This is a genomic window from Cryobacterium frigoriphilum, assembly GCF_004403305.1.
Lineage (GTDB): Bacteria > Actinomycetota > Actinomycetes > Actinomycetales > Microbacteriaceae > Cryobacterium > Cryobacterium frigoriphilum.
Genome location: NZ_SOHE01000041.1, coordinates 35,302 through 49,221, shown reverse-complemented (window position 1 = coordinate 49,221; position 13,920 = coordinate 35,302). Strand labels below are relative to the sequence as shown.

Below are 13,920 nucleotides of genomic sequence, written 5' to 3'. Positions count from 1 at the left end.
TGACCCGGGCGGCATCCACTCGTGTGTGCGCCTCCGGAGGCCCCAAAAGCGTGACGTGCTACAATGGACACTGGTCTTATAAGCCTTCACCCAGGACGCGCACACGTAGCTCCCATATTGATGGAACAGCCGTTTACGTATGGTGAGGCCCTGACGAAGTGATCCCATGATCACTCCAGCCCAGCAGATTCTGCGTCGCGGCCGGTCAGCGCCTACCCGTCCGCCACGAGCGATTGCATGCTGTGCTGACCGGTTTCCGGCCCGCCGGCGTGCAGGCAGAAACCCGTGAGCGAAATTACCACCACAAGTTCCAGCAGCCCAGACGCCAGCAGCCCAGAAATAGCCGTCAAGGCCCACCACCTCTACAAGGCCTTCGGCCGCCGACCTCACGAGATGGTTAAGAAGATCGCCGCCGGCGCGAGCCGGTCCGACGTCGCCCACCTCGGAATCGCCGCCGTCATCGACGCCTCCTTCGAGGTGAAAAAAGGCGAGATCTTCGTCGTCATGGGCCTGTCCGGCTCCGGCAAATCGACCCTGATCCGCATGTTGAACGGCCTGTGGGACACCACCTCCGGCACCGTCACCGTCGGTGGCACCGATGTCACCGGCATTTCGGCGAAAGACCTGCGCGACGTGCGACGCAAGAGCATCTCCATGGTCTTCCAACACTTTGCCCTGCTGCCGCACCGCACGGTGATCGACAACGTCGCCTATGGCCTCGAAATTCAGGGCATGGGCCGCACCGAACGCCTCGCCAGGGCCCAGACGATCATCGACCTCGTCGGCCTCTCCGGGTGGGCCGACAGCATGCCGTCCGAACTGTCCGGCGGCATGCAGCAGCGGGTGGGCCTCGGCCGCGCACTCGCCGCCGACACCGACGTCTTGCTGATGGATGAAGCCTTCTCGGCGCTCGACCCGCTGATTCGCCGCGAGATGCAGGAACAGCTCATCGAGCTGCAGGAAGCACTCGGCAAGACGATCATCTTCATCACCCATGACCTCAACGAGGCCATGTTTCTCGGTGACCGCATCGCGGTCATGCGAGACGGCCGCATCGTGCAGATCGGCACGCCGGAAGAGATCCTCACCGATCCGGCCAACGACTACGTCGCCCAGTTCGTGCAAGACGTCGACCGGGCCCGCGTGCTCACCGCAACGAGCGTCATGGAACCGGTGCGGGCCGTCGTCACCAAGACGGCCGGCCCCCGGGCCGCGCTGCGCACGATGCGCGACCTGCAGACATCCGTCGTCTTCGTGCTGAACCGCGACCGCAGCTTCGCCGGGATCGTGCGCGACCACGACGTGCTCAAGATGGTCAAGGCCGGCGACACCGACCTGCGCACGATCATTCGCCACGATGCCACGACGGTCTCGCCCGACACCGCGCTCGTCGACCTCGTCGAGCCCTCCGTCGGCAGCGATCTGCCAATCGCCGTCGTCGACGCGAGAAACCGCCTGCTCGGCGTGATTCCGCGCGTCACCCTGCTGGCCGCCATCGGCAACGTCACCACGAGTACCGGTGAACTGCCGGTGATCGACCCGCCGGCGACCATCTCGGTCAACGTCATCACCGACATCCTGCGCGATACCGAAATGCCGCGCGACACCGCGCTGGAAGGAGCCGAAGCGTGAACGACTTCCGTATTCCCCTCGGCACCTGGATCGAAACCTTCATCGAATGGATCACGGTCACCTTCGGGTTCGTCTTTGACTTCATCCGCCTGATCGTCGACGGCGCCTTCGAGGGCGTCGCCTTCGTGCTCGTCGCACCGCCGTTCTACGTCATCATCGCGATCGCGGCGGCCATCGGACTCGCCGCGCGCGGCTGGAAATTCGCTGTCGGAACCGTGATCGGTCTCGGGCTCATTCTCGGCGTCGACCAGTGGGACAACGCGATGGCCACCCTCGCCCTGGTTCTGGTGGCGAGCATCATTGCGATTGCGGTCAGCATTCCGCTCGGAATCCTCGCGGCCAAGTCGTCGCTTGCCTCGCAAATCATTCGACCGGTCCTGGACTTTTTGCAGACCATGCCCGCCTTCGTCTACCTGGTGCCGGCGCTGATCCTGTTTCGGGTCGGCGAGGTTCCCGGCATCGTGGCGACCATCATCTTCGCCATGGCACCCGGCGTGCGGCTCACCGAGCTCGGCATCCGCGGGGTCGACAAGGAGGTCGTCGAGGCCGGCCAGGCCTTCGGCGCCAGCCCGTGGCGGATCCTGCGGCAGATTCAGTTGCCGCTCGCGACGCCGACGATCATGGCCGGCATCAACCAGGTCATCATGCTGTCGCTGTCGATGGTCGTCATCGCCGGCATGGTCGGCGCGGGCGCCCTCGGCGGCGAGATCGTCGCGAGCCTCTCGCGCCTCGACGTTGCCCTCGGCTTCGAGGCCGGTTTCGCCGTGGTAATTCTGGCGATCTTCCTCGACCGCGTCACGGCGGCGCTCGGCAACGGCGATACCCCGATTGGCCGCGTGCTGAACGCCCGCAAGGCGAGCCGTTCGGCGGCGCAGCCGACATCGGCGCCCGCACCGGCTCTGGTCTGATCCTTCAGACCGAGCCCCCTTCCCCCAACGGATGTCCCGCATCCGTTCCCTGTGCGCCGGATCCCCGGAAACGGCGCACGCACCACGAGTCAATCCCCAGTCACCCGCAGCGGGTGGCACGAAAGGTAGACACATGAAAATTCGTTCAACGCCCCTGATCGCCCTGGGAGCGGTTTCGCTCCTCGCCCTGGCGGGCTGCGCCCCCGCCGCCGAAACCGAGGTCGACACCGTCGGTAACGGCAACGACGACCAGAAGAACGTCACCCTCGCCGTCTTCAACGGCTGGGACGAAGGCATCGCGGTCTCCGAACTGTGGAAGGCCATTCTCGACGAGAAGGGCTACAACGTCGAGCTCGAGTACGCCGACGTCGCCGCCGTTTACGAGGGCCTCTCCGCCTCGGACTACGACCTCACCATGGACATCTGGCTGCCCGACACTCACGGCGAGTACATTGAAAAGTACGGCGACGAGATCACCGACCTCGGCGCCTGGAACAACGAGTCCAAGCTCACCATCGCGGTCAACGCGGATGCTCCGATCGACTCGCTCGCCGAGCTGGCCGAGAACGCCGACCTGTTCGGCAACCAGATCGTGGGCATCGAGGCCGGAGCCGGCCTGACCGCCGCAACCGAAGACCGCGTGATCCCGAGCTACGGCCTCGAAGACATGGAATTCACGACCTCGTCGACGGCGGCCATGCTGTCCGAACTCAAGGCCGCAACGGATGCCGGCGAGAACGTCGTCGTGACCCTGTGGGAGCCGCACTGGGCCTACGGCTCGTTCCCGATCAAGAACCTTGAAGACCCCGAGGGTACCCTCGAGTCCGTCGAGAGCCTGCACTCCTTCGGCAGCGCTGACTTCTCCGAGAACTTCCCGGAAGCCAGCGGCTGGATCGAAGGCTTCGAGATGGAGCTCGAGACCCTGTACACGCTCGAAGAAGCCATGTTCGTCGACTACGACGGCTCGGACTACGCTCCGATCGTCGCGCAGTGGATCGAAGACAACCAGGAGTACGTGGACGGCCTCACCAGCTAGTCACGGCCCTACCCACAACGAAGGCCCGCGTCAGTCGACGCGGGCCTTCGTTGTGTGTAGCGCGTCTACTCGCGCACGATCTGCTGCCAGCCGCGCCCCGCGTGCCAGGACTCGACCACGAGGTGCGTGTTGCTGTCGTCGACGTAGGTGAGCACGACCTCGTCGAGCTCGACCTCAAAGCTCGACGATCCGGGCGGTTCGCTCGGCTGCGACGCGATCGGCACGAGCCGGCCGGCGATCTTCGCGTCTCCCGCCCAGGCCGAAGGGTCACCCGCCGGGGGTTCCAGCGTCGGGCAGTGGATGGCGACCCGCGGGTCCCGCAGAACGTCGTGCAGCTTCTGGGAGTGCGGCATCATGCCGAGGGTGATGCGGCCGTCGGCGAAGGCGAGCTCGGTGCCGCTGATGCGTGGGCCGCCGTCTTTGCGCAGCGTCGCCATGGTCTTGTTGGTGCCCGCGTCGAATCGTTCGCGTACCCGGGCGGCGAAGGTGGGGGCATCCGCTTCGACCCGTTGCCATGTCGTCATTGATGCACCGTACCCCGAAAAGGGCAGAGTCTGAAAAGGGTACAGTCTGAAAAGGGCAGAGTCCGAAAAGGCACAGTCTGAAAAGGGCAGAGTCTGAAAAGGGCAGAGTCTGAAAAGGGCTCAGTCTGAAACGGGCATGCCCGCGCTACGTGGCGCTACGCGCGATACAGTTCACGCAACTGGCGCAGCCAGTCGTCGAACAGGGGCGCGTCGACGTCGTCGGCTTCGCGCAGTTTCACGGAGCCCATCTCGGCTGAGCCGCTCGCGTCGAGCTTGCCCGAGGCATCCGTGATGCGCTGGCCGCGCCAGAGCAACAGCGTGACGAAGTTCGCGTAGGCCTTGAACCCGGCGACCGGGACTCCGTCCTGCAGCCAGACGGGATGTCCGTGCCACAGTTTCGCTTCCATACCCGGCAAGCCCTCGTCGAACTTCGCGCGCAGCGTGCCCGCGATGGGCCGGAGCGGATCCGCGATCGCGGCGATGTACTCGTCGATCGTGGCGGGGGAGGAGGGAGTCGTAGCGGTGGAGCTCAGGGGATACCTCTTTCGGCTGGTGATGGCGGCACCGATGTGAATGCGCGCTCATCTCCACCCTGTCACAACCCGGGCCGCCTGTCACGGCGGGCGGCCCGGGTTGTGGGTCTGGCTGTTCGGGTCTGGCCGCTCGTGCGTGACTATTCGGTCGGGGCGGCTACCGTCACGGCGACGATGTCGAGCACGAAGACGAGCGTGTCGGTGGCGGTGATGCTGCCGTCCTGGGAGCCGGCCTCGCCGTAGCCCTGAGCGGGCGGAATGACGGCGAGAACCTGCGAGCCGACCGTTTGGCCGACCATGGCCGCGCCGAAGCCCTCAACGACCCCGGTGGTCGGAAACTGCACGAGTCCGGGGGTGTCCCATGAGGAATCGAACTCTTCGCCGTTCTTCCAGAGCACGCCGGTGTACTCGAGCGCGACGGTGTCGCCCGAGGCCACGACGTCGCCGTCGCCGGTCTTCAGGGTCTCGATCTTCAGGTCGGTGGGTGCCTCGGCATCGGGAATTGTGATGCTCGGTGCTCCGTCATCGGCGAGCTCGACCGTGGGCAGGCCCGCCACCGCGGATTCATCGGTTCCGGTTGCCGTCAACGGAACGATGCTCTTCACGTCGAGAACGAAGACCATGGAGTCATCGGCGGTGATACCGAGATCGGGCTGGCCACCGGTACCGAAGGCATCCGCTGGCGGAATCACGACGGTCACCCGATCACCGACGACAGCGCAGTTGACGGCGCGGGCGAGGCCCTCGAGTTCCTGGGTCTCGTCGACCTGGATGAAGGCGGAGTCCGAGGTGTCGTCCCAGCCGCTCGTGATGATGGCTTCACCGGTCGTGCCGCTGAAGCCCATCAGCGACACCTCGACGAGTCGGTGGGTCGAGGCCTCGTCGGTGCCGGTGCCGGCAATCGTGACGGTGCGCTCGGTGTCGGTCGCGGTGAGCGGCGATTCGAAGGTAACGACCGGCTCGGCACCGAAATCGCCGGTGACCTCGACGGAATCAGAGGCGGAGCCGCTCTCGGTGCATTCCTCGGTCGACGCGTTCACGTTGGTGGCGGTGTCCGTGCTCTCGGTGTCGCTGCTCGTGCAGCCGGTGAGAACGAGAGCCACCCCCAGGATGGTGGCGATGGCAGGAATCTTCAGGGCAAGTTTGGGCACGACATTCTCTCTGCAGAGGGCGGTTAAGGCGTGTCTACCCTGTCACGTTCCGGCTATGAGTGCGCTGAAGATCGCCGGGAGCCCGTCAGTCATCTACGCCGCGGGCGGCGAGGGCCTCGCCGAGGGCATCCGCTGCATAGAGAGAGCGCACGATGACCGGAACCGCGAGTGCCCGCAGCGTCCCCCTCGTGCCGCGAGCGGTGCGGGCCTCGAGCACCTCGCGCACGATCTCGGCGACGAGCGGAATGCAGCGGATGGTCAGGGCCACAAGCAGCCCGACCCGCTCGGTGTCGATCCAGCGGCGAAACGGCCGCAGCAGCCGGTCAAAGGCCTCGAGCACCGCGGTGACCGTGGTCGTGAGGGTGAAGAGGGCGGCGAGGGCCACGGCGACGAGCAACCGCCCCGCCATGAGGCCTGCGACCAGCCACCCGGCGAGCAGGGCCTGAACGGGAACGGCGAGCAGCAGCATCCACAGCACGGGGGCAATCTGGCGAACGGATGCCTTCAGCGGCACCCCCGCGACGATGAACAGGGCGACGACCACGATGAGCGCGACGGCGAGTTGGCGGGGATCGCCGAGCACGGTGACGACCGCGACGCCGAGCGAGAGCAGCAGCAGCTTCAGCAGGGTGGGGGCCCGGTGCACGAGTGAGGTGCCGGGGCTGTAGAGGCCGATCACGAGAGCAGGTTTTTCACGAGATCTGCTTGTTCACGAGAGCAGGGCGCGGTAGGCGCCGAGGGCGACGGCCGGACGGTCATCGGCCACGACCTGGCCGTCTTCGATGACGATGACCCGGTCGAAGTCGTCGAGCAGGTCGAGCTGGTGGGTGACGACGATCAACTGCTGGCTGAGAGTGCGCAGCAGCTCCTGAATGCGCCGGGTGTTGCGGGCGTCGAGCAGGGTGGTCGGTTCGTCGGCGACGACGATCGCCGGTTCCGCCACGAGCACCGCGGCGAGGGCGAGCAACTGCTTCTGCCCGCCGGACAGGCGGTGCGCGGGGCGGTCTGCCAGGGCGGTCAGGCCAAAGCGGTCGAGGGTGATGGCCGTGCGCTCGGCGATTTCGGCGGCGCTGAGGCCGCGGCGGCGCAGCGTGAATGCGACGTCTTCCTGAACGGTGGGCATCACGATTTGGTTGTCGGGGTTGGTGAAGATGAAGCCGACCCGGCGACGCACCTCGCGAGCCTGCTTCTTCACGCTGAGGCCGTCGACGGTCACGGTGCCCGCGCTGGGCATCACCAGACCGTTGATCATGCGTACGAGCGTGGACTTACCGGACCCGTTCGCTCCGACGATACCGATGCGGCTCTCGGTCAGGGTCAGGCTGATGTCCCGCAGCGTATTCTGCGGCGCGGGGCTTGAGGGTGAGGCCGCGCCCTCGAAACGGTGCGAGACCCGGTCGAAGGTGATCGAACTCACTCGGCGGTAACCGCCGAGCGGCGCGGGATGCGGCTGATGAGCCCCGGGTAGGCGCGGTGTACCTGGGCGGCGACGAACACGGTGACGACGACCTTGATGAGGTCCCCCGGAATGAAGGCGAGGTTCAGGCCGGCTGCGGTCCAGAGCGGCAGGCCGAGGTTCCAGGCCATCACGGGAATGCCGATCAGGTAGACGGCGCCGATGCCGCCGAGGATGGTGGCGCCCAGGGCCAACCAGAACGGGTATTTCGGCATCAGGCGGGCGGTCAGGTACCCGATCACGAAGGCTCCGAGCAGCCAGCCGTACAGGTAGCCGGCCGCCGGGCTCACGGTGAAGGCGCCGATTCCGCCGCGCCCGCCGGCGAGCAGCGGCAGGCCGAACAGGGTCAAGACCAGAAACAGCAGCACGGCCAGGGTGCCCTTGCGCGGGCCGAGGATCGCGCCGGCGAGCATCACGCCGAGGGTCTGCAGGGTAATGGGCACCGGGCCGATGTTGAGCGGTCCGGCCAGGCCGAGAGCGGCGATCAGCGCCGCAAAGACGGCGATCTGGGCGAGGTCCCGGGCCGGCAGCGTGCGCCGGGTGCTGCTGCGAGAACGGATGGTGTCGGTCATGGTTTCTAACCTAGAATTCGCGGGGTAGGTGCCGCTGAAGAATACCTACAACAAAATGTGCCGAACTATGGAGGTCGTCATTTTTGGGCGGCAGCGGCAGCGGCAGTGGCAGTGGCAGTGGCAGTGGCAGTGGCAGTGGCAGTGGCAGCAGCGGCGATCGCATCCGCTGCCCGCACCAGGGCGAGGTGGGACAGCGCCTGCGGAGTGTTTCCCATCTGGTGCCTGCCCGACACGTCGTACTCTTCTGAGATCAGCCCCACATCGTTGACGAAGCCGAGCAGCCGGGTCATGAGCGCGTCGGCGTCGGCGGCACGGCCCGAGCGGGCGTACTGTTCGACGAGCCAGAACGAGCAGGCCAGAAATGGATGCTCCCCGGGCGGCAGGCCGTCCAGGGTGTGCACTGACTGCTCAGGGGGCCCTGTGTGGTACCTCAGCAGTACACCGTGGTGCAGCAGGGTCGACTCGATCGTGGCGACGGTTGCGAGCATGCGCGGATCGGTGGGTTCGCAGAAGCCGACCTGGGCTAGCACGAGCAGGGCGGCATCCGCTTCGGTGCTGCCGTAGTACTGGGTGAAGCTGTTCAGCGCGGCGTTGAAGCCGTTCTCGTCGATGTCGCGGCGCACCTCATCGCGCAGGGCGCTCCAGCGTTCGAGGGGGCCGGGCAGGCCGAATTCGGTGATGCCGCGCACCGCGCGGTCGAAGGCCGCCCAGACCATGACGCGGGAGTGGGTGAAGTGCCGGGCCGGGCCGCGCACCTCCCAGATGCCCTGGTCGGGGCGGCGCCAGTTGTCTTCGAGAAATTTCATCAGGGCCCGCTGCAGCGGCCAGGAGAACTTCGTTTCGGTGACACCGGCCAGGCGCGCGGAATGCAGGGCGACCATGACCTCGCCGATCACGTCGCTCTGAAACTGGTCGACGGCACCGTTGCCGACCCGCACGGGAGAGGCGCCACGGTGGCCGGGCAGGCTCGTGAGGGTGCGCTCGGGCAGGTAGCGCTCGCCGGAGAGTCCGTACATGATCTGCACGTCGTGCGGGTCGCCGGCGATCGCGCGCAGCAGCCAGGCTCGCCACTCCTCGGCCTCCTCGGCGTAACCGTGCGAGAGCAGCACCTCGAGGGTCAGTGAGGCGTCGCGCAGCCAGACGTAGCGGTAGTCCCAGTTGCGGGTGCCGCCGGCCTGTTCGGGCAGCGAGGTGGTCGCGGCCGCCACGATGCCGCCGGTCTCCTCGTGGGTGAGGGCGCGCAGCACGAGCATCGACCGCACGACCTGTTCGCGCAGCGGGCCGGCGTGCGTGCAGCTGTGGGCCCAACCCTCCCACCACGCAGCGGTGTCGCGCAGGGCGGCGTCGACGTCGATCGCGGTCGGGGTGGGCTGGTGCGAGGGATACCAGGCCAGCTGGATATCAATGGTCTCGCCGGCGCACACCGTGAACGTGGACAGGTGCCGGTGGTCTGAGGCGTGCAGGGCAGGGCCGCGCACCACGATGGCGTCGGGGCCGGCGACGGCGATGAGGCCGTGCACCTGAGGGGGCGTGTGGTGGTGCTCGTGTGTTTCGCCCGCGCTTTCGCCCACGCTTTCACCCACGCTTTCGCTGGGGCTGAGTTGGCGTACCCACGGAACGATTGAGGCATAGCCGAAGCGGATGCGCAGATCCTGCGCCATCTCGACGGCCCCGGTGATGCCGCGCACGCGACGCACGACGTCGGCCCGGCCGTTGCCGTGCGGCATGAAGTCGGTCACCTCGACCTCCCCGGTCGGCGTAGTCCAGATGGTCGTCAGGATGAAGGTGTTGCCGCGGTAGGAGCGGCCAGCGGTGGCCGCGGCATCCGTCGGTGCGAGCTGCCAGCGTCCGTGATTCGGGTCGCCCAGGAGCGCTCCGAACATCGATGCGGAGTCGTAGCGGGGCAGGCAGAGCCAGTCGATGCTGCCGTCCCGCCCGACCAGGGCCGCGGTGTGGCAGTCGCTGATCAGGGCATAGTCCTCGATGTTGAGTGCCATGCGCCTATTGTGCCTTGACTAGCCCCGAGCAGCCTGGACTATCGCCGGTCAGCCTGGACTAGCGCCGGGGTCGGCGCGTCGCGCGATCCGCCCTATGCGATTTCCCCCTTTTCTCGCTGGTTGAGCAGGGCGCGCGCGTCTTTGGCGCGCCCGTGTCGAAACCACGGCGAGCCGTCCTCCGGACGCTGGGTCGGCGTGCGGAATCTGGAATGTCAGTGGGTGATGAGAGGCTCGAGATGAGCCAAACCTGGCGACCCGCAACGACCTTGCCGCGGTCCCGGGGACTCCTCGGTGGCTTGTGACCGGTCGCTACCGCCGAACTGCCTCATCTCGAGCGGGAGCGAGCGTCTGTGCGGAATCCGGTTCGGCCCAATGGGTGACCGGGCGCGGGGTCCACGGCAGGGCCGTGGGCTCGGCGGGTTCGGTGATCGGGGTGGTGAGAGTCGAGGTCGAGACTGGCGCCGCGTCTTCGCGAACGGCCGCTGTCGGGGTGTCGGGCAGCACGGCGCCGGGGACGGTGGGGGACTCGGCCAGGTCAATGCTGGCCCGTGCCGTGCCGGTCTGCAGGGCGGAGCTCAGCAGGCGTGCAATCTCGTGGGCCTGAAGTTCGTGAAAGAAGACCTCGGTATCGTCGCTGGTGCGGGGAACCAGCGTCCAGATGCCGTCGGTACCGATGAGGTTGTTGAGCTGGTGATGCAGCAACGCCGTGACAGCGTCGGCACTGAGCTGCACGGCGGTAGAGGGCTGCACGGTGGTAGGCGCGGGTGAAGGCGCCGACGCTGACGAAGCGGATATCGGCAGCTCAGGAGCGGCGAGCCGGAGTGCGCGCAGTTCGAGTTCGCGCGCTTCGGCCGCGCGGGCGGCTCGTCGTCGTCGACCAAACATGAGGAGCCCCTTTCACGCGGTAAATAACCACTGTGTCCAGTGTGCGTGACGGATGCTCAAGCGACCGCAGACACGCCGCGCCGACCACCGAGTGGCTATACTCAGCACCCGATCGACCGGCGGCGCCGTGCGAAGGGTCTACTTCTTGAGTGGCTTCTTGCTTTCGGTGTCCGCGCGGCGCTCGTTGGACTCGTCGATGACGGTGCCGACGGCCGCAGCGACGCTCAGCAGCCAGCCGGCCCAGAGCAACGCCAGGCGCCAGTCGCGCGGGCCGTTGCGGGTGGCCTGAAGCGTATTCCAGCCGCCGGCAATTACGCCGATCATTGCACTATTAAACAAGAACTTTCGCATGTGAGCCTCCACGTCCACCGTACCCGCCCGAGCCGAAAACCCAAGGATTCGGACGCGCGCAATTGTGTCCGCGCAGTGCTGGCTAGCCTTGAACCATGGAATTCTTCTTTGGACTCTTTCTGGTGGCCGTGCTCTTCTACGTGCTCTATGTCGTCGTCAGAAGAGCTGTCGCGGCCGGAATCCGCGACGCCGACGAGTCCCGGCGGAGCGACAGTGAGGCCAGCAGTGAGGCCAGCAGCGCAGCCGGTACCTCAGCCGAGCGCTCGTAGGTAGCGCCGGCGCGCGACGAGCTGCGCCACCCGGAGTATTGGGTAGAGGGCGCGCCACGGCTGCTGGGGTGCCGGCCGCGTGAGCGACCGCACGGTGAGATGCACCTCGTCGGCGTGGCGGTGCACGATGAAGGCCTCCTCGCCGCTGACCGGATGGCCGGGCAGCGTGCGGTACGCGAAGCCGACCCGATCTGGCTCGACGACGACAGCGACGACTTCGACGGGCTCCACGACCGTCACCCTGAAGACCCGGGCCGTGACGATCACTCGATCACCCAGCGAAACCGGGCCGGGGGAATCGACCAAAAACCCGCTCGCGGTCTTCACTCCCCAGCGGAGTACGTCGAGGGTGGAACGTTGCCAGACTGCGTCACCTCTCCCCACAACCGCGGTGACATCGGAGCGACGGAAGCGCGGGTCGCTCGCGGGCCACTCGACCAGGTCCGGCATGGTCAGCGCATATTTCTCTCCCTGGTTCACGGTGCGTGGACCTTACGACGGCGTCGGGGAGAACCACATCGAGAACTGGCCGAGCCTCGATAACTTCGCCGTCATGACCGTCTCGTTGGGCGTCGCGTCGGGCGTTTCCGGCGAGCGGATGCCCACCGGTGACTCGACCTGCAGCCCCTCGCTCGCAACCTGCTCTGAGGTGCCGCAGTCGAAGTTGGTGAGAACGGCATCGGTGTTCACGATCAGGCAATAGAGGTTGCTGCCCACAGAACGGCCGAGATAAGCGCCGTAACCCTGCTCCAGCTGTGACGTACCAGACACGTTCCGAAGTGAACTCGCGACGAAGGTCTCACCGAGATCGGGGATGGGAATGTCGGGGAACTCCGACGGATCGACGAATCCACGCAGGGTTTTGGAGGTGTCGGCTGCTGCGACCGGGGTGACAGTGGAGTCCTTACTGGGGTCGGTCGTGGTCCCGATCCCGGCCAGTTGTGCGGGCACGATAAGGGCAGCGGTGACGCCAACGGCGAAGGCAGCTATGGCGACCAGGGGCACCACGAAGCGGCGGCGTTGGGTCGAGATCGGTTTGCCGGGGGGTATCAACGGGGGCGCTTCGGTGGGATCGACGTGGTCAGCGGACGGTTCGAACCCAGGCTCAACCGGTCCTGTCGCACGGGCTGACTCTTCGGCAAGCTGGGCCTGCAACGCCCGCAGACGCAGTTCAGACGCGGTCGCCCGCAGCGTGTGCCCGGTGACAGGGTCGACGACCTCGATGACCGGCTCCGCGCTGCCGGCACGCGAGTACACCGCCTTCTCCAGCCGGGCGAGCTCGCCGGCGGAGTCGAGACTGGCGGTATCCGCTTGCCCCGAAACAGGCGATGCCGTCGTTTCTGACCTGTTCACGTGCCCCCGCCCCGGCCTCCAGCCTAGTCAGCCGGCGAGTGCGGGGCGAAAGCAGGATCCGAGGTCGAAAAAGGGGCAAATCGTCCTGCGTACGAGAACACGGGGGCAAATCGTCCTGTTTTCGCCACGCGGCCTGGGGCTACTCGGGCAGCAGCACGATCTTGCCGATGTGGCGGCGGGCGGAGAACTCGGCCTGCGCATCCGCTATCGCGGTCAGCGGGAAGGTGGCGCTGATCTGAGGGCGGATGTCGCCGCTGCGGGCAAGGTCGACCAGACCTCGAAAGTGCACGCGAGTGTGCATAGAGGAGCCGATCAGCTGGATGTTGTGCAGGTAGAGGCGGCGCAGGTCGAACTCGATCACGGGCCCGGCGACGGCGCCGGCGATGACCCAGCGGCCGTTGTCCCGCATGAGGGGCATGAGGGTGGCGACGCCCGTTCCGCCGGCGATGTCGGCCACGACGTGTAGCCCGTCGGGCGCTGCGGCGCTGATCTGGTCGGCGATGTTCGGTGATTCCCGGGTGAAGACCTGGGCCGCCCCGTTGGCGAGTACGGCATCCGCTTTGGAACCGCTCGTGATGGCGAGCACGTGCGCGCCCCGCGCGGCCGCCAGCTGCACGAGGGCGAGGCCGACGCCGCCCGACGCCCCGGTGACCAGCACCGTTTCGCCGGCCTGTACGCGGACTCGATCGAGCATGGCCAGTGCCGTGCCGAAGGCGACCGGCAGACAGGCGAGCTGCTCGTCGGTCAGCGGCGAGTCGTGCACATCGTGGGCGTGGGCGGCGTCGACGGCGACGTACTGCGCGAATCCGCCGTCGGCCTCGCTGCCGAGATATCCGGTGGGGGAGGCGTTCTCGTCAGCGGACGGATACAGCGCCGGGTCGATCAGTACCCGGCGGCCGAGCAACTCGTCGCCGACGCCGGAGCCGACTTCGGCGACGATGCCGCAGATGTCACCGCCCTGGATGCGGGGAAAGTCGAAGTCGCCCAGCCAGCCGGCCAGCGCCGCAGGGTCTTCGGGCCGTCCGTACGCGCCCTGGCGGGTCCAGAGGTCGGTGTTGTTGACCGCTGCAGCAGTGACGTTGACGAGCACCTGGTGTGCGGCGGGCCGAGGCCGCGGCCAGTCGTGATGGAGCTCGAGCGACTCGGAGCCGCCGAACTTCGTGAGCACGGCGGCCGTCATCGTGTGTGTCGTACTGTCTGTCGCACTGTGTGTCATCGGTCAAGCCTGCCATTGTTGGCTGGAGCTCGCCCGG

16 protein-coding genes are annotated in these 13,920 nt (G+C 67.0%); 4 read left to right on the top strand and 12 right to left on the bottom strand.

The features are described 5' to 3' along the window. The first annotated feature begins 393 nt into the window (after window positions 1–393). The 3 genes from E3T55_RS08745 to E3T55_RS08735 all read left to right on the top strand — a co-directional run bounded on the left by E3T55_RS08745 (window position 394) and on the right by E3T55_RS08735 (window position 3,576). Window positions 394–1,632 (top strand): quaternary amine ABC transporter ATP-binding protein, encoded by a 1,239-nt coding sequence (locus E3T55_RS08745; protein ID WP_134519321.1) that lies wholly within the window; start codon window positions 394–396, stop codon window positions 1,630–1,632. Next, a complete protein-coding gene (locus E3T55_RS08740; protein ID WP_134519183.1) occupies window positions 1,629–2,540 on the top strand; it encodes an ABC transporter permease in 912 nt (303 codons plus the stop codon). Before E3T55_RS08745 ends, E3T55_RS08740 begins: the two co-directional genes overlap by 4 nt. A gap of 133 nt (window positions 2,541–2,673) precedes the next feature. Then, a complete protein-coding gene (locus tag E3T55_RS08735) occupies window positions 2,674–3,576 on the top strand; it encodes a glycine betaine ABC transporter substrate-binding protein (RefSeq protein ID WP_134519182.1) in 903 nt (300 codons plus the stop codon). Between the two features lie 65 nt (window positions 3,577–3,641). Here E3T55_RS08735 and E3T55_RS08730 read toward each other — a convergent pair whose 3' ends face one another. The 9 genes from E3T55_RS08730 to E3T55_RS08690 form a co-directional block, all read right to left on the bottom strand. Next, a complete protein-coding gene (locus tag E3T55_RS08730) occupies window positions 3,642–4,100 on the bottom strand; it encodes a pyridoxamine 5'-phosphate oxidase family protein (protein ID WP_134519181.1) in 459 nt (152 codons plus the stop codon). 155 nt (window positions 4,101–4,255) lie between these two features. After that, a complete protein-coding gene (locus tag E3T55_RS08725) occupies window positions 4,256–4,552 on the bottom strand; it encodes a DUF1801 domain-containing protein (protein ID WP_255455387.1) in 297 nt (98 codons plus the stop codon). A 221-nt stretch (window positions 4,553–4,773) separates the two neighbouring features. Continuing rightward, window positions 4,774–5,784, bottom strand: coding sequence for an FKBP-type peptidyl-prolyl cis-trans isomerase (locus E3T55_RS08720; protein WP_134519179.1), 1,011 nt, complete (start codon window positions 5,782–5,784; stop codon window positions 4,774–4,776). An 85-nt stretch (window positions 5,785–5,869) separates the two neighbouring features. Beyond that, a complete protein-coding gene (locus E3T55_RS08715) occupies window positions 5,870–6,463 on the bottom strand; it encodes a CbiQ family ECF transporter T component (protein ID WP_134519178.1) in 594 nt (197 codons plus the stop codon). A gap of 30 nt (window positions 6,464–6,493) precedes the next feature. Then, window positions 6,494–7,201 (bottom strand): energy-coupling factor ABC transporter ATP-binding protein, encoded by a 708-nt coding sequence (locus tag E3T55_RS08710; RefSeq protein ID WP_198418542.1) that lies wholly within the window; start codon window positions 7,199–7,201, stop codon window positions 6,494–6,496. Continuing rightward, window positions 7,198–7,812 carry a biotin transporter BioY gene (locus E3T55_RS08705; RefSeq protein WP_134519177.1) on the bottom strand — a complete coding sequence of 205 codons (615 nt, stop codon included), beginning with the start codon at window positions 7,810–7,812 and terminating at the stop codon, window positions 7,198–7,200. Before E3T55_RS08705 ends, E3T55_RS08710 begins: the two co-directional genes overlap by 4 nt. Before the next feature lie 77 nt (window positions 7,813–7,889). Then, complete coding sequence (locus E3T55_RS08700) at window positions 7,890–9,809, bottom strand: glycoside hydrolase family 15 protein (protein ID WP_134519176.1); 1,920 nt, start codon at window positions 9,807–9,809, stop codon at window positions 7,890–7,892. Window positions 9,810–10,118: 309 nt separating this feature from the next. Further along, window positions 10,119–10,559, bottom strand: coding sequence for a hypothetical protein (locus E3T55_RS08695; RefSeq protein WP_134519175.1), 441 nt, complete (start codon window positions 10,557–10,559; stop codon window positions 10,119–10,121). Between the two features lie 273 nt (window positions 10,560–10,832). Next, window positions 10,833–11,018: a hypothetical protein gene (locus E3T55_RS08690; RefSeq protein ID WP_241992959.1), complete on the bottom strand. Its 186-nt coding sequence runs from the start codon at window positions 11,016–11,018 to the stop codon at window positions 10,833–10,835. A gap of 122 nt (window positions 11,019–11,140) precedes the next feature. Between E3T55_RS08690 and E3T55_RS20240 the strand changes: the two genes are divergently transcribed. Next, window positions 11,141–11,314, top strand: a complete 174-nt coding sequence (locus E3T55_RS20240; RefSeq protein WP_166791725.1) for a hypothetical protein — start codon at window positions 11,141–11,143, stop codon at window positions 11,312–11,314. Here the strand turns inward: E3T55_RS20240 and E3T55_RS08685 are convergent. The 3 genes from E3T55_RS08685 to E3T55_RS08675 all read right to left on the bottom strand — a co-directional run bounded on the left by E3T55_RS08685 (window position 11,297) and on the right by E3T55_RS08675 (window position 13,883). Further along, window positions 11,297–11,794 (bottom strand): DUF1990 family protein, encoded by a 498-nt coding sequence (locus tag E3T55_RS08685; RefSeq protein WP_241992958.1) that lies wholly within the window; start codon window positions 11,792–11,794, stop codon window positions 11,297–11,299. The two genes, E3T55_RS20240 and E3T55_RS08685, sit on opposite strands and share 18 nt — an antisense overlap. 12 nt (window positions 11,795–11,806) lie before the next feature. Beyond that, the gene (locus E3T55_RS08680; protein ID WP_134519173.1) at window positions 11,807–12,667 is read right to left on the bottom strand and encodes a hypothetical protein; all 861 of its coding nucleotides are present in this window, start codon (window positions 12,665–12,667) and stop codon (window positions 11,807–11,809) included. A gap of 139 nt (window positions 12,668–12,806) precedes the next feature. Continuing rightward, entirely contained in the window at window positions 12,807–13,883 is a 1,077-nt protein-coding gene (locus E3T55_RS08675; RefSeq protein WP_198418541.1) for a zinc-binding dehydrogenase, read from the bottom strand. Window positions 13,884–13,920: the final 37 nt, after the last annotated feature.